Genomic DNA, 21058 nt, shown 5'->3' on the forward strand with positions numbered 1-21058 from the left:
CGACGGAATGGATGGCAGCCCCCAAGGATGCCCGCTTATGCGTCGGACCCCATTGGGCACATGCAAATAGCTGCCCCGTACCTCCGAAAGATTCGCCCTCTTGTCGGCGTTGACGCTATCCAAACAGCCGGCACCCCGGCTGAAAAACAATCATAGGCAATCAATCGATCGCCTCCAGAGGCGTCAGAAACCCGCCATCGAAGCTATAGGGCACGACATCACCGTTGAAGGTTTCCACTAACTCGGGGAAGCCATCGCCATCGACATCGCTAAGGGCTGGCACTTCCAGAGGCAGCACAGTCATTCGCCACAGCGCGCCATCGGCATAGGACCATGCCAGAACGCCAGTAACGGCCCCGTAAGTCGAGGAACGGTCATAGGCCGGGACAAAGGCCACAGGGTCACAGCCCCCACACAAGGGGCCGACATAGACCGCGCTAGGGTCAACAGCGGCGTTTGCCACAGTGACTTTCAGCAAGTCCGAAAAGTTGCCCCCCAATGCAACAGTGACGTTCCGTTGGTTGTCGTCCTGCACGATGGAAAGGGTGTCTCCTCCGTCATTAAGCTCAATGGTTGTTTCTTGAGCGACTGCAGACGATGCAGCAAGGCCAAGGCAAAGGGCTATCGCAAGCGTTCTCATTCCGCGCTCCCTTTCGGCTTCTCCAGACGCACACCAGCGCCCCCGCCATTCTCAGGGATGAAGCGCACACCGGCTGCCTCAAGTGCCGACTTCATCGCGGCCAGGTTGTTGGCCACTGGCACCGATCGGCCAGCCTCAAAGTTCCGAACGGTCGAGTTCCCGACATTGGCTGTCTTGGCCAAATCGTCTTGCGACATTGCAACGAGTGCCCGCGCCGCGCGGCATTGCTCCGGTGTCATGTGCTTTCCTTGCTGAATAACATTCCTCGTTGTCTATAACGGAAACCGTTTGACAAGTCACTAAGTAACGGTTAGCGTTGTGTCTAACGGTTAACGTTACTAGGAGTGAGGACGATGGAAATCAAAAAACAGGTAATGACGATGGCTTGGGCAGAGTACCGCAAACAGGTTGGCCAGGGCTTCGCTTTCAGCCGCAAGTTGTTTGCCGCGCACCTTTCATGCGCTTGGGACGTATGCCGCGCCCTCGCCATGCAAGCGCAGATCGAGGCGCAAGAGGCTGCCAAGCTCAGCAGCGGCAATGCTCTGGAGCGCCGCGCCGCTGAAATCCGCGCCGACCTTCGCGCGCTGGAAACGGCGGACTTCGTTGACTGGCGCGCTCACGGCCAGCTTTCCGCGCAACTCTTTAGCCTCGCCGCATAGGCGGGGCCAGCATCGATTTTAGGAGGGATCGACCAATGGCCAACACTTCACTTGTTACCAACCGCCGCCGCGTCCTACTCGGACTTGCCGCCGCAAGCGCAGCCGCCACCACCCCAGTGGCAGCGATGGCACCCGCAGCCCCAGCCGAAAACCCGGCGCTGCTCAATCTGGCCAAGCAATTCGCCAAGGCCATCCGCGAAATGAAACAGGCCAAGGCCGCGCTGTCAGGGTGTTGCAGGGATTGGGCCCACCAGTGGCCAGATGCACCCGAAGCAATCAACGCAACGCCGGGCGGATGGGGCGAAGCTGCCGAGACGTTCAAGGGCCATACAGAGCGCAGGCACGTTCTGACTTCCGATGGGCTGGGCACCGACATCGCTACCGTTCGCAAGGCTATTGCCCGCAAGCGCAAACACCCGGAGCGCCCATTCCACGTATTCTTGAACCATTCCGGATGGAGGGCGGAAGCAACCCGTGACGATTGGGAAGCCGAGCTCGAACAGCTTCGGGACCTCCAGCAGATTGCTGCGACATATGAGCGTGAAAAGGATTTCGTCCGTACTGCATCGCGTGTCCGGGAAATTTCGAGCCGTCAGTGCGCCGCGCTAGAGGCCGTGGTGGGAGTGGTTTCAAACATCATGGCCGAACGCCCCGAAACTATGGAGGGAGTTGTCATCCAAGCGCAGGCTTTGGACGTCTGGAAAGCCGATGGGTGGGGCCTTATGGCCTCACTGGAGGAGGATTGGGCAGGCACGTTTGCAAGGAACTTGCTGCGCATCGCAGCGGTATAGCGCCCCTTGAAACAAGCGGTTCGGGCAGGCGGCAACCTGTCCCGAGCTTTCAACCAAACCGATGGAGGTTCTTATGGTTTCGCAGCAAGTACACAGCGGTGCCCGTCGCAGCGCAAGCGGCGCAAAGGCCGTTTCTTGGGGTGATTTTGTGGAGATGGAAGGCGACATAGCCGACCTGCCACGCCTCGCCTATCTGATATGGCAATCGCTGGACTACGCGGGCCTACTCAATGCAACAAAGAGCGAAGGCGTCACAGTCAGCCAGGATAGCGCCGAAACACTGATTTATGCAGTCGGCCTCCTAATGGGCGAGACAAAGGCGTTGAACGACAAATTCTATTCCGCTGCAGAAAAGGCATCAATCGAGGGGAATGCAAAATGAAACGCCGCAACCTTCTCAAATGCTTCCCTGGAGCAATGGCAGCGCCGGTCGCTCTTTTCTCAGCCCCAGCCAATGGGGGCGAACAGACCGCGCAAGAGCGCTTTGACTGGCACCTTGCCGAGTTGAAGCGCGCTGCCGAGGAATTGGACCCGATGATTAGCCATTGGCATTTAGCGCACCCTAAATGTGCTGGTGACTACCTGACCCTTACAGCCAGACGCGTCACAGGGCGATACACAGGCGACGGGATCTATGAGAGCGGGCAGGAAACAGTCACAGGCGGGCGCGTTCACTACCGCGTCGAGCTGACAGACGCGGTGATCGATGGAGCCCGAACCTTTAAGGTTTCCTGCTCCGGTGAGCACAGGCTGTTGTTGGAGTACGTCCTAGAGACACGTATCGGCAAGCGCGTTGGGGTGCTGTCATGACCGAACCCACTACGCTTGCCCTCAAGGCGAAAGCCCTGCTCGATGCGGTGGACTTTGACCAGCATGGGCGCATGGTTGCCGGCCAGTTTGTCGGCGGCAATGGCGGGCTCATATCGCGCGAGACAATCCGGGCAGCAGACGAGTTGCGCAAGGTGCTGGAGGCCAGCCAATGAACCGCGCCGAGATCGAGAGCGAAATCGAGCGGCTTATTGCCCTTCTCGATGCCATGGACGGGGACACTGACTTGGAGCCCGACAGCGACGACGAGCACGAGCCCGACCAGTGGGAGAACCCGGTTTCGCTCTGGCGTGACCAGCGACCCGCTAAACAGGTGAGAAGAGTATGTGTGTCATGCACTCACCCTCCAGCTCTGGCCGCTCACGCTCCAAGCGCAGGCATGGCCCTCACATGTTCCCAAGGGATGGTCATGATGACCACACCACAGGGCCGCGCGAGGCGGGCAGCATGACGAGAGAGCAGCGGTATTGCTTCTACTGCGACAGCCTCCTATTGGCCGCACGCACCCCAGGCGACCCCCTTTCACCTACACGCGACCAATATCATTTCGCGATGGGCCTTGCGCCGCATGCGGTGGTATTTCCCGCGCTCTTGGCATGCAGCCAACACGGTTTGGGCGTGCGATGGCTGCAACCAGGCCAAGGGAAACTTGATGCCTTGGCAGTGGCTGGACCAATTGCCGACCGAACGAGCGCGGCAACGGTTTCTTGCCCGTTTGCGCGAGCTTGGCTGTCCCGACCTCAAACCTCTGGAGGTAGCCCAATGTTAGCCCCTCGACTGGCCAAGAGCTGGGCACGAATCTATGTCATGCGGTGGTTGCGCTGGAGAGCCGAACGGGCGGCCCTTCGCTATCTCGACCTGAGCCGCAGGGCCGAAAGGATCTATGACAGAGAGGCCACATTCTTTGGGCTGGGCCAAGAGGGGCGGCAAACGTGGCGCGTACCGGCTTGCCGATCGATGGCGCTGGAGCGATTGAGGCTTGGCCGATAGGCCCGCCAGAGTGATCGCCTGATAATACAGGACGGAAACAGGCAGGGCAGAACCTTACAAAACCTAACATCGCGACCGCGTTTCGGTGGTGGGAGTTAATCGGCTTTCCGGCAATGGCCTCAAGAGCTTGGCGAGCTGACTCGGGTCAGGCCATATCGGTCAATAGCTTAGCGCTTGAAAACAAGTCATGCGGGAAATTTAGCGACCCCATAAAAGGGCTGGGCAATCTCTACTAAATTAGTGGGGGATAGTGGAGCGCCGCCCCGAAAGAACGGGGAAACAACGGGGATGGCCACGCCAGCCATTTCAACGCCTTGGGGCAATTTAATTCGAGCCCCAGCAGCGGGCAAAGAGTTTTTGTCACTGCATAAAAAGCGGCGCACCCTGAATTTTTGGACGCCGTAAAAGCGGCCTGCCGTTTGAAAAAAAATCAAAAGAAATCAACACCCAGCCGATTTTAAAATGGGGCGGCGTCTCTTCCCCAGATGATAACACCAGGGCCGTGGGATTTTGCGGACCAGTACGCGCGCGCACGCGAGGCGGGCTTTGCCGTCTCGGGGCCGTTTTGTAACGGGGAATATCGGCGCCCATTCGGGCCGGGAAGATTTTATCCCAGTCACCACGCGCGAGCTCCATGCGCCAGGCCAGCGTAAAATAGGCGCAAATAGGCGTAACTCCTGAAAGGGGCCTGCCTCAATGACTAGCCCCGGAGCTAGTAGCCGCCCCGCCTCTAATCAAGATCCAATGCGCGGACGAACTGATTAACCCGATCATGGTTGACGTCCAAAACGGACATTTCGTCACCGACCGCACTCAAGCGCCGCGCGCTTTGAGGGTAAGTTTGAGGGCGAGGGGGGAGTTAAAATCACAAAAGGCAACAATTCCAACGCGTTGCCCTAATTTAATGGCGGAGAGGGAGGGATTCGAACCCTCGGAACGCTTGCGCGCTCAACGGTTTTCGAGACCGCCCCGATCGACCACTCCGGCACCTCTCCGTATCGATGAACACGAGGGCGTAAAATCCGCCGCCGCGTTGGGTCGTTTGGGTGCGCGCTATATGGCATAGCGTGTGGCACCGGGCAACACCTTGTTTTGCGATTTGCAGGCCCTGTCGCAAAATATGTTTAAGGGCGAATAGCCTTGCCGCCGCGGCCCGATGAGGTCCCAACGAGGCGGAAGCGGAGATCAATTCTCCGCGCTAGTCCGCTAGAGGCTCATATCCGCAGGAATGGGCGGAGGCGCATTCAGGACAGTGATCTTGATGCGCTCGTTGGCAGCCAGATAAGGATTGTTGGCGAAATAGGGCTCGCTTCCTGATCGGCCAACCACCGAATGAATGCGGTCGTCCGACAGCCCAAATTCTCCCAAGAGCCCGCGCACCACGTTGGCGCGATCGCTGGTCAACTCCCAGCTACCATAGCTGGGATCTGAAAACCGCGCGCCTGCCGCCGAGTGCCCAGAAATGCGAATCTGGTTGGGCAGGCGCTGCAGCACCGGCGCAACGGCCGCCACGGCTCCCCGCACCCATTCGAAGGGATATTTTGAACCCTCCTGAAACATCGGCCGTCCCTCCTGATTGAGCAGCAGGATATCGAGTCCCTCTTCGGTCTGCTGGACAATGAGATTGTCAGCGATCTCGGCAATGTCGGGCAGTTCTTGCCAGGCCTGCCTGATGCTCGCCGCGGCACTATGGAAAACCTGAGCCTGGGCCGCAGACATCTCGCTCGACGCGGAGTCCGGAACGCTCTCCAAATCGCCGCCCTCAAGCGCCGATTGGGCGCTGGCGTCGTTTGAAAGTCCGCCGGTCATCTGGCGCTGGGAGTCGGTTGTAGCGGTCATGGCGCCGTCCACGTCCATCGCCGTGCCGGCCATGATGCCGCCGGAACCGCTGGTCGTCTGAGAAATATTGGGCGGCGCGAAATAGTCGGCAAGCCCTTCCTTTTGCTCCGGTGTGGTCATGGAAATCAGCCACAGCAGCAAGAAGAAGGCCATCATCGCAGTCACGAAGTCGGCATAGGCGATCTTCCAGGCACCGCCATGATGAGCATGGCCGGACTTCTTGACCCGCTTGATGATGATCGCTTCGTTGCCGCGTGCCATCGCTTCAGTCCTTATCGGGTAGCGAGTTTGAGGTCGGAGGTCGACTTTTCAATCTCGGCAAAGGTCGGTCGGTCTTCAGACATCACCGCCTTGCGGGCAAACTCGATGGCAATGGCCGGGGCGTAGCCCGAGACATGGGCCAGGAGACCGGCCTTCATGGAGAGGAAGTATTTTGATTCAGCTTCGTGAATGTTGCGCAAGGCCTGTGCCATCGGGCCAAAAAACCCGTAAGCGCAGAAAACGCCCAGGAACGTGCCCACAAGCGCACCACCGATCATGTGGCCGAGCACCTCGGGTGGTTCGGAGATGGAGCCCATTGTCTTGATCACGCCGAGAACCGCAGCGACGATCCCGAGCGCGGGCGTGCCGTCGGCGACCGCCTGAACGGCATTGATCAGGCGTTCTTGCTCCTGATGATGGGTTTCCAGCTCTTCATCCATCAGCGCCTCGAGTTCGTGGACCGCATAGGTCCCGAGCGTCGTCATACGCAGGTAGTCGCGCATGAACTCGACCGCGTGGTGATTGTTGGCGAAGGTCGGAAACTTGGCAAAGAGATCGGAATTGTGAGGATCTTCGATGTGCTTTTCGAGTGCCAGCGGGCCCTGCGACTGCACCAGACGGAAGATGGAAAACTGCAGGCCGAGCAGATCCACATAGGACTGCTTGTTGTACCGCGGGCCCCGAAACAGCGTGCCAAACACCCCAAGCGATTGTTTCAGCACCGCACGTGTGTTGGCGATGATGAAAGCGCCAAAGGCAGCGCCCAAAATAATGACCCCTTCGAAAGGCTGCCAGAGCACTTCTAGATAGCCGCCCATGGCCATGTAGCCGCCTAGCACGGAGGCCAAAACGATGATCGTGCCAATGATCAGTCTCATACGCGTATACTCTTCCAATCGAGACTTTTGACGTCGAGCTATACAGCGTTAATGTTACCGAACCCTGATCAAGCCGAGCTTTATGTCACGAGCGCCGCGTTCGCCCTGTCCCAGCGCCGTCAGCCTCTTTGTCTATGGCACCTTGAGAGACAAGGAGGTGCGTGACGCCGTAGCGGGTAAACCCATAGCACCCCACCGGCTCATGGCTGCTCAAGCCCACGGCTGGCGCACCGTTTATTTCCCCGGCGCCCATTTTCCCGGGCTCGTACCTGCGAAGGGACATAGCGCCGAAGGGCTGATCATATCCAATCTTTCAAAGTCCGAACTGGACCGCCTCGATCTCTTCGAAGGTGCTGACTATGTCCGCACATCCATGGCAGTGATGGGCACAGACGGGCCGCAAATGGTTGAAGTCTATCTTCCCGCCATCGATATAGGCGATGATGCAAAGGAGTGGTCGCTCTCGCGCTGGGCGCGGCTTCATCGCCGGGCGGAACTGGCGCACTACCGAGCGACTTTGTTTAAAGATTTGGACGAGAGGACGAACCGATGACCGATCGCGATACCTATGAGACCGCCAAGGGGCCCCTCGAGATTGCGCCCATTCACCATGCCAGTTTTGCCGTGCAATGGAATGACAAGACCATCTTGGTCGATCCCGTGGGCAGTCTGGAGCGGTATAAAGAATTCGGCCAGCCGGACCTTATTGTTTTCACCCATCACCATGGCGATCACTTCGACCTCGAAACCCTCAATGGTGTTATCGCCCCGGATACGCGCATTCTTGCTCCCGACGTCGTCGCAGAGCAACTGCCTGAGGCGCTGGCCGAGCGCACGCAAATCATGGCCAATGGGGACAGTGGCGACGTACTCGGCATTCCGGTTCATGCGATCGCTATGTACAACACAACGCCCGATCGGCAGAAATACCATGAAAAAGGGGTCGGCAACGGCTATCTGTTCGATTTTGCGGGGACCACGCTCTACCTAGCGTCGGACACCGAGCCGACACCAGAAATGGACGATCTCGGCCCGATCGATATCGCGTTTTTTCCCATGAACCTGCCCTACACGATGACCCCCGATCAGGTCGTCACATGCATCGAAAAGACAACCCCGAAATTTGCCTATCCCTTTCACTACCGTTTCCCCTTTGACGAGAAGGGTACCGAGCCAGAGGCGTTGATCGCCATCATGCCCGGCAATAGCGCCACCAAGATCGTCGCCCGCGACTGGTATCGCGATATCTAGAGCCCGCCGCCGCCCCTTGACTCTTGGGGCGTTTGGAACGATAAGCGGCCGCGAACGCGCATGGGTCCTGCTCATGCGCCGTTTGTTTTGTTTCAAATACGCTGCCACAGGCTGCCCGCCGGACATAGATCCGGCCACAAAAGACCGCGGTTTAATTGGGTATTATCCGCGGCGCCGTCAGGTGCGAAAGCCAAGGGAACCGGTATATCCTCCGGTGAAAGACAAATGTTTGCAGTCATCAAGACCGGTGGCAAGCAGTACAAGGTTGCTGCCAACGATCTGGTCCGCGTCGAAAAGCTCGCTGGTGAAGCTGGCGATGCGATCACCTTCGAAAACGTCCTGATGGTCGGCACTGGCGCCGATGTCACGTTGGGCGCTCCGCTCGTTTCTGGCGCTTTGGTCGCCGGCGAAGTTGTCGAGCAGTTCCGCGACAAGAAGGTTATCATCTTCAAAAAGAAGCGTCGCCAGGGCTATCGCCGCAAGAACGGCCACCGTCAGGAACTGACACTGGTCCGCATCACCGAAATTCTTACTGGCGGCGCAAAGCCCTCGGGCAAAAAGGCTGCCGCTCCCAAGAAGGCTGCCAAGACCGAGACTGCACCCGCTGCTGACGACAAGCCTGCAGCAAAAGCTGAAGCCAAGCCCGCCAAGGCTGAACCCGCGCCCGCTGCAGATTTCAAAGACGACGTAAAGCTGATCGGCGGCGTTGGTCCCGCACTGGAAAAGAAGCTGGCAGCTGCCGGCATCACCAGCCTGACCCAGATCGCAAAGTGGACCAAGGCAGACGTTGCCAAGTTCGACGAAGAACTCGACTTCAAGGGCCGCATCGAACGCGACGAGTGGGTCGAACAGGCCAAGGAACTGATCGCTGGCAAGCCCCCGCGCGCCAAGGTCGACCAGTAACCGCACCCGTTTACGGCATTCTGAGAAGGATTTCACACTATGGCACATAAGAAAGCAGGCGGTTCATCCCGCAACGGTCGCGACACAGCTGGACGCCGCCTCGGCGTCAAGAAGTTCGGCGGCGAAGCCGTGGTCGCAGGCAACATCATCGTTCGCCAGCGCGGCACCAAATGGCACCCCGGCACCAATGTCGGCCTCGGCAAGGATCACACGATCTTCGCACTCGTTGATGGCAAGGTAACCTTTGCTACCAAGTCGGGCGGCAAGAGCTTTGTTTCGGTCCAGCCACTCCAGGCGGCTGAATAAATCTGGCTGTTCAAATGAGCCGCCGGAGACTATCTCCCCGGCGTCTCTCTTGGAATATGATTTAAGGGGAGCCGGCGTCGGCTCCCCTTTTCTTGTTTCGGTTTTTCGCCATGCGCATGCCACCCTTGAGCGTTGCTCTGCCCGACCGTCTGGAAACGGACCGTCTTGTGCTGCGCGCGCCGGCGATGAGCGACGTACCAGCGATAGCACGCTTGGCCGACAACCCGAAAATCCATGAGATGACCACCTTGCCTTATCCTTATGGCGAGGCGGACGCAGTTGCCTTCGTAGAAAATTACGCACGATCCGAGACTGAGCATGCATACGCGATTTGCAACTCTGATGGCTTTATCGGAACGATCGGGCTGCATCTCAAACCCGACAGCGCACCTGAACTCGGCTATTGGCTAGGAGAGCCCTTTTGGGGCCAGGGCTATGCGACTGAAGCGGCAATTGCGCTGGTCCAAGCGGCTCACGCCACCGGCCTCTGCTCTGTCCTTTACGCAAAGGCGCGCAGCACAAACGCTGCGTCGCGAAGCGTCATCGAGAAAATCGGATTTAAGCTCATCTCTGAAGGCGTCGCCAATTGCGGCCCACACAAGGATGTGTCGGTCGCGACATATGCTATAGGAGCGGGGCTTTGATGACCGAGCAGCCCGAACTGACCACTGATCGCCTCGTGCTTCGGCGCCCCCGACTTCGAGATGCGCCGCGCATTGCATCGCTGCTGAACAATTTCGAGGTGACCAAAAATTTGGCACGCGTGCCGCATCCTTATACCATAAACATGGCTCTGGACTGGCTGGTTCGTCAAAAGCGCGAATGGTCCCCCGACATGGTGACCTTCGCCGTGTGTGACAAACATAACGGGCTTATGGGCTTTTGTGGCATGCATCGAGAAGGGCGAACGGCCGAAATCGGCTATTGGCTGGGACAACCCTTCTGGGGCCAGGGGTATATGACAGAGGCTGCGGCGGCGGTCGTCGACTGGTACTTCCAGACAACCGGCGCAAACAGGATCGTGTCGGGTGTTTTCTATTTCAACACGGCCTCGCTTGCCGTGCAGGAAAAGCTCGGCTTCGTCCGCACAGGGATCGGCAAGCGAATCTGTATTGCCCAGAATGCCGAGATCGACCATATCGAAACAGAACTGACCCGCGACGCCTTCTATAAGGCGCTGGAGACACAATGAAATTTCTCGATCAAGCCAAGGTCTACATCCGCGCGGGCAATGGCGGCGCCGGCTCGATCGCCTTTCGCCGTGAAAAATTCATCGAATTCGGCGGCCCCAATGGTGGCAATGGAGGGCGCGGCGGCGACGTGATCGTTGAATGCGTCGATGGGCTCAATACCCTTATCGACTATCGCTACCAGCAGCATTTCAAAGCCGGCACGGGCACGCACGGCATGGGCCAGAACCGCACAGGCGCTGATGGTGAGGATGCCGTATTGCGCGTACCGGTGGGTACCCAGATCTTTGAAGAAGACGGCGAAACTCTGATTGCCGACTTTACCGAGGTCGGTCAGCGTGCAATTCTGCTCGAGGGCGGCAATGGCGGCTTCGGTAATGCTCATTTCAAGACCTCGACCAATCAGTCGCCCCGCCGTGCCAATCCCGGCCTGGTCGGTGAAGAAAAATGGGTGTGGCTGCGCCTTAAGCTGATCGCCGATGCCGGACTTGTAGGCCTGCCCAACGCTGGCAAATCGACTTTCCTGTCGGCGGTGACCGCGGCCAGACCCAAGATCGCGGATTATCCCTTTACAACCCTCCATCCTGGACTTGGTGTCGTACGCGCAGGCGAGCGCGAATTCGTCCTGGCCGACATTCCCGGCCTCATCGAAGGCGCATCGGAAGGCGCGGGATTGGGCGACCGTTTCCTTGGACATGTCGAACGATGCGGCGTGCTGATCCATCTCGTCGACGGTACCCAGGACGACGTTGCAAGCGCCTACAAAACAATTCGCAGTGAACTTGACGCCTATGGCGGTGGACTTGTGGGCAAGGAGGAGATCCTGTGCCTCAACAAGATCGACGCTCTCGATGACGAGGCGCGCAAGAGCAAAAAGCGCGCACTTGAAAAGGCATCTGGGGCGGAGGTTCACGTTATCTCCGGCGTGACCGGTAAGAACGTGGAGTCTATCCTTTTTTCCGTACTCGCCGTCCTTGATCACAACGCCGAAAACGCCGCCCGCTCGTCGAAGTTCGACACCAGCAAGGACAAATGGGTGCCCTGATGCAGGCCGAACCGGTGCTTTCAGGCAATGCGCTCGCGGGCTATAAGCGTCTGGTCGTAAAGATCGGGTCCGCGCTGCTCGTTGATGGCGAGACGGGAAAGCTCCGTTCGGACTGGCTGTCTGCCCTTGCCGCCGATATCGCGGGTCTGAAAGAGAGCGGTTGCGATGTGGTGATCGTATCCTCTGGCGCTATCGCCTTGGGGCGCCGGTTGCTGGGGCTTCCCGGCAAGACCCTGCCGCTCGACCAGAGCCAAGCGGCGGCCAGCGCGGGCCAGATCGCCCTCAGCCAAGCCTGGGCCAGCCATCTGGGTGAACACGGCATAACGACCGGCCAGATACTCTTGACCCCAAATATCACCGAAGAGCGCCGCTATTTTCTCAATGCGCGCACGACGATCAACACCCTGCTTGGCTTTGGCGCCGTACCGATCATCAACGAAAACGATTCCGTCGCGACGACCGAAATCCGCTATGGCGATAATGACCGCCTTTCCGCGCGGGTCGCAACGATGATTGAAGCCGACATGCTCGTGCTGCTCTCCGATATCGACGGGCTTTATACAGCGCCCCCCGCTAACAATCCCGACGCCGCTCATATCGCCCATGTGTCCGATATCACACCGGATATCGACGCCATGGCGGGCGGTGCGGCAAGCCATCTTTCTCGCGGCGGCATGACGACAAAAATCGGGGCAGGCAAGATCGCGACCAAGGCCGGGACGGCCATGATCATCGCGAAGGGCACAAGGCTCCACCCACTGCGCGCTCTGTCCGAAGGCGAGAGACACACTCTGTTTTCGCCAAGTCTGGGCACCACGGCAGCGCGCAAGCGCTGGATCATGGGAACCCTCGAGGTCACCGGGCACATCACCATCGACGATGGCGCGGTATGCGCGTTGAAATCGGGGCGCTCGTTGCTACCTATCGGCGTGGTCAAGCTCCGTGGTGACTTTATGCGCGGCGATACCGTAGCCGTCCTCGATCTCAGCGGCACCGAAATCGCACGGGGACTGGTGGGTCTCGACCGCGACGCGGCCGATTTGGTGATCGGCAAGAAAAGCGAAACGATCAAGGACATGCTCGGCCCTTCGACACGAACCGAACTTGTCCATCGTGACAATCTCGTGCTCTTGAGCCACTAGGACCTTAGGGGAGGCAGAAGTGAGCGCACTGACATCACGACCCAACACTCTGATCGAGGCGATGGCCGATCTGGGCCGACGCGCGCGCGCGGCAGCATCGGTACTCGCGCACACAACGGCAGAGAAAAAAAACCACGCCTTACGCGCTGCCGCCGCCGCGATAGATACCGGTCGCGGTCCCATTCTTGCAGCCAATGCCAAAGATATCGAAGCGGCCAAGGCGGGCGGCATGAGTGCGGCGTTCATCGACCGATTGCTGCTCGATGACAAGCGCCTCGATGCGATTGTTGCCGCCCTCGAAACTGTCGCCGACCTCCCTGACCCTGTCGGCATGATCATCGCAAATTGGCAGCGGCCCAACGGGCTCGATATTTCGCGCGTGCGAACGCCTCTCGGGGTTATTGGCGTCATCTTTGAATCACGCCCCAACGTTACGGCCGACGCGGGCGCGCTGTGCCTCAAGGCGGGCAATGCAGTGATTTTGCGCGGCGGCTCGGACAGCTTTCATTCGTCCCACGCCATCCATGCCTGCCTCGTGGCCGGGCTGAAGGACGCCGGATTGCCCGAGGCTTCCATCCAGATTGTGCCCACGACCGATCGCGCCGCCGTGGGTGAAATGCTCCAAGGGCTCGGCGGAATGATCGACGTGATCGTGCCGCGCGGCGGCAAGGGCTTGGTGGGTCGGGTGCAGTCCGAGGCCCGCGTTCCGGTCTTTGCTCATCTCGAGGGGCTGGTACACGTCTATGTCGACAAAAGCGCTGATCTTGAAAAGGCAGTGAGCATCATCGCCAATGCCAAGATGCGTCGCACAGGCATCTGCGGGGCCGCCGAAACGCTGCTGATCCACACTGATGTCGTCGCTACCCACCTCGAGCCTATCATTGCCGCTCTGATCGAAAAGGGCTGCGAAATTCGGGGCGACGAGACGGTCCAGAGCCACATCGCCTCAGTCCTGCCCGCAACCGAAGAGGATTGGCGCACCGAATACGAGGACGCAATCATTTCGGTAAAGATCGTGGCCGATGTGGGTGAGGCCATTGCCCATATCGAGCATTATTCCTCGCATCACACAGAAGCCGTGATCGCCGAAAACCCAGAGGTCGTGCAGCGCTTTTTCAACGAGATCGATTCCGCCATTCTCATGCACAACGCATCGACCCAGTTTGCGGATGGCGGAGAGTTTGGGTTCGGCGGCGAGATCGGCATTGCGACGGGCAAGATGCACGCGCGCGGTCCGGTCGGGGTCGAACAGCTGACGAGCTTTAAGTATCTAGTGCGTGGCACCGGGCAGACCCGTCCTTGAGTGCAGCTCAAAAAATTGCCGGGATTACTGAGCTACCACCGTCCGCGCCAGGCATGCGCATTGGGCTGTTCGGCGGCAGTTTCAATCCGCCTCATGACGGGCACCGTCTCGTTTCGCGCGAAAGCCTCAAGCGCCTCGGGCTGGACGCCGTCTGGTGGCTGGTAACCCCTGGCAATCCCCTGAAGGACACCTCAGACCTCGCGCCACTTGCCGATCGCGTCATTGCGGCGCGTGCGCTCGTCGACCACCCGAAGGTCAAGGTAACCGGTTTTGAAGCCGCCAATGGCTTTACTTATACATACCAGACACTAGATTTTCTGACCCGCACCCTGCCTGATCGGCGGTTCGTCTGGATCATGGGTGCCGACAGCCTCGCAAGCTTTGATCGCTGGGAGCGCTGGGACGATATTTTCGAAATGATGCCGATCGCAGTCTATGTCCGGCCCGGCTCGACCAGTCGTGCGCCACTCTCAAAGGCTGCACAGCGCTTTGCCAATGCCCGTCTCGATGAGGCTGACGCCCGTCTCTTGCCCATTAGCCCGGCTCCCGCCTGGGTCTTTCTTCATGGACTGATGAGCGGATTATCGTCAACCGCCCTGCGCCAAGGCAATGGATCAGCGCCCCTGACATAAGGTTACCGTCTCATTAACGACATCGGAATATGCTCTAGGTGTGCTCCTCATGCCCTTGGCAAACGAGCACGGCACACGCATATTGGCTGGGTGCAACCAAATCTGGTTGTTCCCATTGGGTCTTTGACAAAGGAAACAGAACCCACTTGATGACACATACATCCCCTGTTCGGGCGGAGGTTTTGGCTTAATGGCTCCCACGCCCTCCAAGTCGGTCTCACAAGGTACCGCTCCCAAGGCCACAGCCCGCGTCCCCATGCTCGACGTGATTTTAGCATCGCTCGATGATGCCAAGGCCGAAGACACGATCTCCATCGACATCACCGGAAAATCCTCTCTGTCCGACCATATGGTCGTGACATCGGGGCGCTCCAATCGTCATGTGGCAGCCGTCGCCGATCAGATCGTCACGGCCCTCAGGGACAATGGATATGACAAGCCCCGGATTGAGGGTCTCCCCTCTGCCGACTGGGTTTTGGTCGATGCGTCCGATGTGATCGTGCATATTTTCAGGCCCGAGGTTCGCGAGTTCTACAACATCGAAAAGATGTGGGCCGCCGAATTCGGTTCCGACGCGCACTAGCCCTTAAGGCATGCGCGTTCTCATTGTTGCCGTCGGGCGCATGAAGTCTGGGCCCGAGCGAGATCTTGTGGCCCGTTATCTCGACCGCGCCGTCGCGACGGGGAAACCCTTGGGCTTGACCGATTTCAACGTCATCGAACTTCCAGAATCCCGTGCGTCCAGTGTAGCGGCTCGCAAGGCCGAGGAGGCCAAGGCGATTCATGCCGCCTTGCCGGACAAATGTACGGCGGTCGCGCTGGACGAACGTGGAAAAGGCATGGCCAGCGAACCCTTTGCGCAAAAGATTGCCGATTGGCGCGATGCCGGCCGGCCAGCGCTCGCGCTGATCATCGGGGGTGCGGATGGCCTTGCGCCCGAAATCCGGGACAATGCCGATCTCGTGGTTTCGTTTTCGCCAATGACATGGCCACACCAGATGGTGCGGATGATGGCCGCCGAACAGCTCTACCGCACGACGACAATTTTATCCCGCCATCCCTACCACCGGGGCGATTGATGGGGCGCACTCTGCTATTGTCCGGGCTGATTCGGAGGCAAACCCGCTTGGTCCCCACCCTCGGTCAGAACCGTTTGAACGCCTTTGGCGCGTCGAGCCGCAAGGCTGCGTTTGGCGCGTTGGCGCTCGCGCTCGCCATGATTTCCCTGTCCTCCATGGCCCAGGACGCCTCGGCCGACGCCGAAGCGGCGGAAGATGCAGCGCCAAGCCAGCTCGAACAGACGGCAGAGGAAGCTGCGGGAAACCTCGAAGGCGTTCAAGGTGAGATCTCCCTCAACGCCGAGCGCATCAATCAAATTCGTAGCGAAATCGAAGCTCTCGACGGGGATGCGACGCAGTTGGGCCTCGAATTGACGGCCGCTGCCCAGCGGATCGATTTGGCGGGAGAAGATATCCGGGTGATCGAAGACCGCCTGGAGCAACTTTTCGATGACGAGCGCACCATCCGCGTCCGGCTCGATGGTCACGACCAGTCGATTTCCAATCTCCTCGCATCCCTGCAGCGCATTACCGTCCAGCCACCGCCGGCCATGATCGTTGATCCGGCCGACGCTCTGGCCTCAGCGCGCGCGGCGATGCTTTTGGGCTCGGTCCTGCCGCAACTGCAGGAACGCGCTGATACGGTGACTGCCGATCTCAACGCACTTATGGAGCTAAAGCAGGCAGCGCTTGCCGAAGCCGAGCGCCTGAATGCTAATCTTACGACACTCAACGAAGAGCGTCTCCGGATTGCCACGGTGATCGAGGCCCGCACCCAGGGGCTCGAATGGTTGAGTGAAGAACTCATCGTGGAGGAGGCCGAAGCCCGCGCCCTTTCCGATCGCGCCACGTCTCTCGAACAATTGATCGAGGGTCTCGAAAGCCGAATTGCGGCTGTCACTGCAGCCGATGAAGCAACCCGCGCTGCTAATGCCGGGCAGGCGGTGCCCAGTCTCGACCCCGAGATTCTGGCGATGGCCTTCGCCGACGCCAGCCGGACCGAACCAGCGGTTCCGCTCGCATCGGCAAGGGGTTACCTGACCCCCCCTTTGAGTGGCACCCCCCTTACGACTTTTGGGGCTGCCGATGGCTTTGGCGGTACGGCGCGGGGATTGACGCTTTTGGGTCAACCCGGCGCGCGTGTCGTAGCGCCATCCGACGGTTGGGTAACTTATGCAGGCCTCTTCCTCAATTACGGCCAAATCGTCATCCTCAATGCCGGCCAGAACTATACGGTGGTCTTGGCAGGGCTTGATTCCGTATCTGTAGAACGAGGTCAGTTCGTACAGATGGGCTCACCGATCGGGATCATGGGCGAACAGGCCACGTCGACCAACGGTCGGGCTGGTGAGGACGCACCAGCGCTGTATATTGAACTCAGGGAGGCAGGAACTCCCATCGATCCGGAAGGGTGGTGGACCGCTCATTCCGGCGAGCAACAGGAAAGTGGATCGATCTGATGGCGGTGTTTTTCAAGCGGGTACTGATCGGATTGCTGTCGTTGGGCATTGCCATCGGCCCGCAGGCAGCGGTGGCCCAGTCCCCGCAGCAGGAGCAGGATGAGATCTATAGACAGCTCGAATTGTTTGGTCTCGTTCTTGACCGGATTCGAGACGAATACATCGAAGCGCCTGATGAATCCGAACTGATCCGTGCCGCGATCCAGGGCATGTTGACCTCGCTCGACCCCCATTCGGCCTACCTCTCGCCTGAGAGCTTTGCCGATGTACGCGAAGACACGTCCGGCACGTTTGGCGGCCTCGGTATTGAGGTGACTATGGAAGAGGGCCTCGTCAAAGTCGTAACACCCTACGACGACAGCCCGGCGTCGAGCGCCGGCATCCTCGCCAATGACTTCATCGTCGAGATCGACAACCAGCAGGTCATGGGGCTGACACTCGATGAGGCCGTGGAACTGATGCGCGGCGAGGTAGGAACGGAAGTCGATATCGTTGTCTCGCGCGAGGGTGCCGATCAGTTGATCGACATGACGCTCACCCGCGACATCATCGCCGTAGCTGCAGTGCGCTGGAGCAATGAGCGCGACATCCCGATTATCCGACTGTCGCGCTTTTCGGGTCAGGCCTATGCCGGACTCGATGAATCGATCAGAGAGATTTTCGAGGAAAGCGACGGTGTAGCGCCTCCAGGCATTATTCTCGATCTTCGCAACAACCCAGGTGGACTCGTCGATCAAGCTCAGTTCGTGGCCGATGCATTCCTGTCGCAGGGCTCGGTCGTTCTGACACGCGGGCGTATCGACAACCAAAACTCGCGCTATGACGCCAGCCCCGACGAGCTCGATGCGCTGCTTGATGGCGTGCCGATCATCGTCCTTATCAATGGCGGCACCGCATCGGCTGCGGAAATCGTGGCTGGAGCACTCCAGGATCATGGCCGAGCCACGCTGGTCGGCACACGCTCGTTCGGCAAGGGCTCCGTCCAGTCGATCATCCCATTGGGCTTTGACGGCGCCATGCGGTTGACCACTGCCCGCTACTACACTCCCAACAATCGGTCCATTCAGGCGCTCGGCATTTCGCCTGACATCCAGGTCCTTCAGGACGTCCCCGAGGAATTCCAGGGTCTCGACGAAATCATTGGTGAGGCCGGGCTGGCCGGACATATCTCCGGTGAGGATGAAGAGGCTACAGTTGGATCGTCAGTCTATGTCCCTGCGGACCGCGCTGACGACAACCAGCTTCAATACGCGATCGATTTGATTTTGGGTGAAGCTGAAGACGCTGCATTCCCCCCCGACCCAGACGCAGTGATTGCTACGGCACCCGGGGACGAAGAGGTCGAAACCTCGGAAACCGAATAGTTTGTGCTATAGCCTTTGACTGAAGCCGCGCCGGAGCTGATTCGGCGCGGTTGCATGTCAACAGGCGTGTCGCTGCCTTTATGGGCGGCACATGCAAGCCAGTTGCAGGGCTGACCGGTGCATGACCGATGACTTGAACGCGCCGCTGGGACGCGGGCGCAGGAAAGCCGACAGACAACGCCTGAACCTGCCATGGGGGCGGATCGGCGGCACAGCTGTCCTTGCCTTCGCATTGGGCATCGGGGCTTGGATTCTCTTTGTCGATGATCCGCTGGGTGGGCGCCCGGTCGCAGAGGTCGCCGTCAACACCCAGTCCATTCCCAATCCCATCATCGAAGACGTCGCACCGACACCCATTGAGCCGGCCATAGTGCCGATCGACGCGCCCAACGGCCCCTCCATCATCACCCTGGGCGCGAACGCTCCTGTTGATTCCGCTGGCGAGGATTTGGGTCCTCAGCAAACCCTGATTGAAATGACAGAAGACGGCCCCTTGCCCCGCATCGCCAGCGATGGCACGAGACCCCATCAGGCCTATGCGCGCCCGTCGGTGAGCATAGAAAGTGCAGGCGGTCGAAAACTGATAGCAATTGTCGTCACCGGTCTCGGGCTCAACGACAGCTCGACACGACAGGCGATCGATACGCTGCCCGGCACTGTAACGTTGGCTTTTGCCCCCTATGGCCAGAGCCTCATGCAGTTGGCGGGTACTGCGCGCGCCGACGGGCATGAAATCATGCTCGAAGTCCCGCTCGAACCCTTCGACTATCCGCAAAACGACCCAGGGCCACACACGCTTCTCGTCGAACAACCACCCCGCGAAAATCTGGAAAAACTTCATTGGCTGATGAGCCGGATGGAAGGCTATACCGGCATCATTAATCATATGGGCGCGCGCTTTACGGCATCGGCGGCCGATTTTTCCCCTATTATGGAAGAGCTCGGATTGCGCGGCCTTTCCTATCTCGATGACGGCAGTTCGAACCGCTCGGTGGCCCCGCAGTTGGCCCAGCAGAACGGCGTGCCCTTTGCACGGGCGCTGAGCCATCTCGACGACAATCCATCCGGACCCGCGATAACCCAGCAGCTGGAGGTCCTCAAGGCAGCAGCCGACCAGAATGGTCATGCCATCGGTCTCCTTTCGGCATTGCCCGTATCCATCCGCACGCTGGCCGAATGGGCAGACGCACTTGACCAGGACAGCTACCTTCTGGTGCCTGTCAGTGTTTTGACAAATATCCAAGGATAAATCTCATGGTGCAGCACAACCGCGAAACCATGCCCTACCGCGACTGCGTCGGCATCGCGCTCTTCAACCCCTCGGGCAAGGTCTTTCTCGCGCGCCGTATCCTCGCGCCGGGCCCTGACACATCTGAAGTCGACGCGCCTTGGCAGATGCCACAGGGCGGCATCGATGACGGTGAAGACGCGCTGCCCGCTGCCTACCGCGAACTTTTCGAGGAAACGTCCGTCCGCACCATTCGCCTTCTGGCGCAGGCACCCGACTGGATCCACTACGACCTGCCTGATGACGTTCTCGGCATTGCACTCAAGGGCAAGTACCGCGGCCAGCGGCAGAAATGGTTCGCCTTTCTCTTTGAAGGGAGTGAAGACGAAATCAACCTCTCCCACGATGCACACGGCCTTGACCCCGAGTTCGACGCCTGGCGGTGGGAAGAGTTCGCCAAAGTCCCAGAAATCATAGTGCCCTTCAAACGACCGGCCTATCTCGAGATCGTCTCCGCCTTCGCCGATATTCCCAAGCAGTTGCGGGGCGGCACACTGTGAAGACCATCGGCATCATCGGTGGCATGAGCTGGGAATCGACGGCGCATTACTATGCGGAGATCAACCGTGAGACCGCCCGTCGGCGCGGCGGCCTTCACTCGGCGCCGATACTTCTCGAGTCGGTCGACTTTGCCACTATCGAGTCGATGCAACGCGCCGGGCAATGGGAAGAGGCCGGCGCCCGGCTGGCGCAATCGGCCCGCGCCCTGGAACGGGCAGGAGCTGAACTTATCGCCCTTGCTACCAACACGATGCACGTTGTTGCTCCTGCCATAGAGGCCGCAACAGCACTCCCCTTTCTCCATATCGCCGATCCGACCGCCGATGCCCTGATCGCCGATGGAGGCCGTACTGTCGGGCTGCTTGGCACGCGGTTCACGATGGAGATGGATTTTTATACCGATAGATTGCGTGAACGCGGTTTGACCCCGCTCGTTCCTGAAGTCGACCGCACAAATCTCAACGCCATTATCTACGAGCAATTGTGCAAGGGCATCGTCACCCCCGAATCGAGAGCGACCTATGTACGGGCAATAGAGGGATTGGCGGCAAAGGGTGCAGAGGCCGTGATCCTTGGCTGCACGGAGATTGGAATGCTGATCACCGACGACGACAGTCCACTCCCGGTTTACGACACAACCCAGCTTCATGCCCATGCTATCGTTGCGAAGGCTATGGACGCATAGCGGGTTTCAAGACCGACTAGGTGGCCTAGAGGCAAAAAAAGGGG

Annotated in this window: 26 protein-coding genes and 1 tRNA gene; 22 read left to right on the forward strand and 5 right to left on the reverse strand. The window is 59.3% G+C overall.

What is annotated here, in order from left to right; translation table 11 throughout:
* Positions 1 to 160: 160 nt before the first annotated feature.
* A complete protein-coding gene (locus tag BLR31_RS01695; protein WP_090590385.1) occupies positions 161 to 640 on the reverse strand; it encodes a hypothetical protein in 480 nt (159 codons plus the stop codon).
* Positions 637 to 879, reverse strand: coding sequence for a helix-turn-helix domain-containing protein (locus tag BLR31_RS01700; protein ID WP_090590389.1), 243 nt, complete (start codon positions 877 to 879; stop codon positions 637 to 639). Before BLR31_RS01700 ends, BLR31_RS01695 begins: the two co-directional genes overlap by 4 nt.
* Before the next feature lie 114 nt (positions 880 to 993).
* On the opposite strand from BLR31_RS01700, the gene BLR31_RS01705 reads away from it, so the two are divergent.
* The 5 genes from BLR31_RS01705 to BLR31_RS21535 all read left to right on the forward strand — a co-directional run bounded on the left by BLR31_RS01705 (position 994) and on the right by BLR31_RS21535 (position 3073).
* The gene (locus BLR31_RS01705; protein WP_090590393.1) at positions 994 to 1299 is read left to right on the forward strand and encodes a hypothetical protein; all 306 of its coding nucleotides are present in this window, start codon (positions 994 to 996) and stop codon (positions 1297 to 1299) included.
* A gap of 35 nt (positions 1300 to 1334) precedes the next feature.
* Positions 1335 to 2090 carry a hypothetical protein gene (locus BLR31_RS01710; RefSeq protein ID WP_090590395.1) on the forward strand — a complete coding sequence of 252 codons (756 nt, stop codon included), beginning with the start codon at positions 1335 to 1337 and terminating at the stop codon, positions 2088 to 2090.
* A 73-nt stretch (positions 2091 to 2163) separates the two neighbouring features.
* Complete coding sequence (locus tag BLR31_RS01715) at positions 2164 to 2472, forward strand: hypothetical protein (protein WP_143009287.1); 309 nt, start codon at positions 2164 to 2166, stop codon at positions 2470 to 2472.
* On the forward strand, positions 2469 to 2900 hold the full coding sequence (locus BLR31_RS01720; protein ID WP_090590402.1) for a hypothetical protein: 432 nt from the start codon (positions 2469 to 2471) through the stop codon (positions 2898 to 2900). Before BLR31_RS01715 ends, BLR31_RS01720 begins: the two co-directional genes overlap by 4 nt.
* Positions 2897 to 3073 (forward strand): hypothetical protein, encoded by a 177-nt coding sequence (locus BLR31_RS21535; protein WP_176762461.1) that lies wholly within the window; start codon positions 2897 to 2899, stop codon positions 3071 to 3073. The genes BLR31_RS01720 and BLR31_RS21535 overlap by 4 nt, the downstream gene beginning before the upstream one ends.
* Positions 3074 to 4813: 1740 nt before the next feature.
* Here the strand turns inward: BLR31_RS21535 and BLR31_RS01730 are convergent.
* The 3 genes from BLR31_RS01730 to motA all read right to left on the reverse strand — a co-directional run bounded on the left by BLR31_RS01730 (position 4814) and on the right by motA (position 6886).
* A tRNA-Ser gene (locus BLR31_RS01730) sits at positions 4814 to 4903 on the reverse strand.
* A gap of 211 nt (positions 4904 to 5114) precedes the next feature.
* The gene (locus tag BLR31_RS01735; protein ID WP_090590408.1) at positions 5115 to 6008 is read right to left on the reverse strand and encodes a flagellar motor protein MotB; all 894 of its coding nucleotides are present in this window, start codon (positions 6006 to 6008) and stop codon (positions 5115 to 5117) included.
* 11 nt (positions 6009 to 6019) lie between these two features.
* Positions 6020 to 6886 (reverse strand): flagellar motor stator protein MotA, encoded by an 867-nt coding sequence (gene motA / locus BLR31_RS01740; protein WP_090590411.1) that lies wholly within the window; start codon positions 6884 to 6886, stop codon positions 6020 to 6022.
* An 82-nt stretch (positions 6887 to 6968) separates the two neighbouring features.
* Between motA and BLR31_RS01745 the strand changes: the two genes are divergently transcribed.
* The 17 genes from BLR31_RS01745 (at position 6969) to BLR31_RS01825 (ending at position 21014) form a co-directional block, all read left to right on the forward strand.
* Positions 6969 to 7439: a gamma-glutamylcyclotransferase family protein gene (locus BLR31_RS01745; RefSeq protein ID WP_090590414.1), complete on the forward strand. Its 471-nt coding sequence runs from the start codon at positions 6969 to 6971 to the stop codon at positions 7437 to 7439.
* Positions 7436 to 8137 (forward strand): MBL fold metallo-hydrolase, encoded by a 702-nt coding sequence (locus tag BLR31_RS01750; RefSeq protein WP_090590418.1) that lies wholly within the window; start codon positions 7436 to 7438, stop codon positions 8135 to 8137. The genes BLR31_RS01745 and BLR31_RS01750 overlap by 4 nt, the downstream gene beginning before the upstream one ends.
* 225 nt (positions 8138 to 8362) lie before the next feature.
* The gene (locus BLR31_RS01755; protein ID WP_090590423.1) at positions 8363 to 9040 is read left to right on the forward strand and encodes a 50S ribosomal protein L21; all 678 of its coding nucleotides are present in this window, start codon (positions 8363 to 8365) and stop codon (positions 9038 to 9040) included.
* Positions 9041 to 9079: 39 nt separating this feature from the next.
* The gene (gene rpmA / locus BLR31_RS01760; RefSeq protein ID WP_090590426.1) at positions 9080 to 9346 is read left to right on the forward strand and encodes a 50S ribosomal protein L27; all 267 of its coding nucleotides are present in this window, start codon (positions 9080 to 9082) and stop codon (positions 9344 to 9346) included.
* 110 nt (positions 9347 to 9456) lie between these two features.
* Positions 9457 to 9990: a GNAT family N-acetyltransferase gene (locus BLR31_RS01765; RefSeq protein ID WP_143009289.1), complete on the forward strand. Its 534-nt coding sequence runs from the start codon at positions 9457 to 9459 to the stop codon at positions 9988 to 9990.
* A complete protein-coding gene (locus BLR31_RS01770; protein WP_090590434.1) occupies positions 9990 to 10538 on the forward strand; it encodes a GNAT family N-acetyltransferase in 549 nt (182 codons plus the stop codon). Before BLR31_RS01765 ends, BLR31_RS01770 begins: the two co-directional genes overlap by 1 nt.
* On the forward strand, positions 10535 to 11581 hold the full coding sequence (gene obgE, locus BLR31_RS01775) for a GTPase ObgE (protein WP_090590438.1): 1047 nt from the start codon (positions 10535 to 10537) through the stop codon (positions 11579 to 11581). The genes BLR31_RS01770 and obgE overlap by 4 nt, the downstream gene beginning before the upstream one ends.
* Positions 11569 to 12723 (forward strand): glutamate 5-kinase, encoded by a 1155-nt coding sequence (gene proB / locus BLR31_RS01780; protein ID WP_090590440.1) that lies wholly within the window; start codon positions 11569 to 11571, stop codon positions 12721 to 12723. Before obgE ends, proB begins: the two co-directional genes overlap by 13 nt.
* A gap of 61 nt (positions 12724 to 12784) precedes the next feature.
* Positions 12785 to 14026 carry a glutamate-5-semialdehyde dehydrogenase gene (locus tag BLR31_RS01785; protein ID WP_090590444.1) on the forward strand — a complete coding sequence of 414 codons (1242 nt, stop codon included), beginning with the start codon at positions 12785 to 12787 and terminating at the stop codon, positions 14024 to 14026.
* Between the two features lie 23 nt (positions 14027 to 14049).
* Positions 14050 to 14658, forward strand: a complete 609-nt coding sequence (locus BLR31_RS01790; RefSeq protein WP_090592006.1) for a nicotinate-nucleotide adenylyltransferase — start codon at positions 14050 to 14052, stop codon at positions 14656 to 14658.
* Positions 14659 to 14848: 190 nt separating this feature from the next.
* Entirely contained in the window at positions 14849 to 15241 is a 393-nt protein-coding gene (gene rsfS / locus BLR31_RS01795) for a ribosome silencing factor (protein WP_090590448.1), read from the forward strand.
* A 10-nt stretch (positions 15242 to 15251) separates the two neighbouring features.
* Complete coding sequence (gene rlmH / locus BLR31_RS01800) at positions 15252 to 15737, forward strand: 23S rRNA (pseudouridine(1915)-N(3))-methyltransferase RlmH (RefSeq protein ID WP_090590452.1); 486 nt, start codon at positions 15252 to 15254, stop codon at positions 15735 to 15737.
* Between the two features lie 47 nt (positions 15738 to 15784).
* Positions 15785 to 17176: a murein hydrolase activator EnvC family protein gene (locus tag BLR31_RS01805; protein WP_176762463.1), complete on the forward strand. Its 1392-nt coding sequence runs from the start codon at positions 15785 to 15787 to the stop codon at positions 17174 to 17176.
* Positions 17176 to 18540 (forward strand): S41 family peptidase, encoded by a 1365-nt coding sequence (locus BLR31_RS01810; RefSeq protein ID WP_090590460.1) that lies wholly within the window; start codon positions 17176 to 17178, stop codon positions 18538 to 18540. Before BLR31_RS01805 ends, BLR31_RS01810 begins: the two co-directional genes overlap by 1 nt.
* A 121-nt stretch (positions 18541 to 18661) precedes the next feature.
* Entirely contained in the window at positions 18662 to 19789 is a 1128-nt protein-coding gene (locus BLR31_RS01815) for a divergent polysaccharide deacetylase family protein (RefSeq protein WP_176762464.1), read from the forward strand.
* 5 nt (positions 19790 to 19794) lie between these two features.
* A complete protein-coding gene (locus tag BLR31_RS01820) occupies positions 19795 to 20328 on the forward strand; it encodes an RNA pyrophosphohydrolase (RefSeq protein ID WP_090590468.1) in 534 nt (177 codons plus the stop codon).
* A complete protein-coding gene (locus tag BLR31_RS01825) occupies positions 20325 to 21014 on the forward strand; it encodes an aspartate/glutamate racemase family protein (protein WP_090590472.1) in 690 nt (229 codons plus the stop codon). Before BLR31_RS01820 ends, BLR31_RS01825 begins: the two co-directional genes overlap by 4 nt.
* Positions 21015 to 21058: the final 44 nt, after the last annotated feature.

The sequence above is a fragment of the Pelagibacterium luteolum genome, from assembly GCF_900100665.1.
Lineage (GTDB): Bacteria > Pseudomonadota > Alphaproteobacteria > Rhizobiales > Devosiaceae > Pelagibacterium > Pelagibacterium luteolum.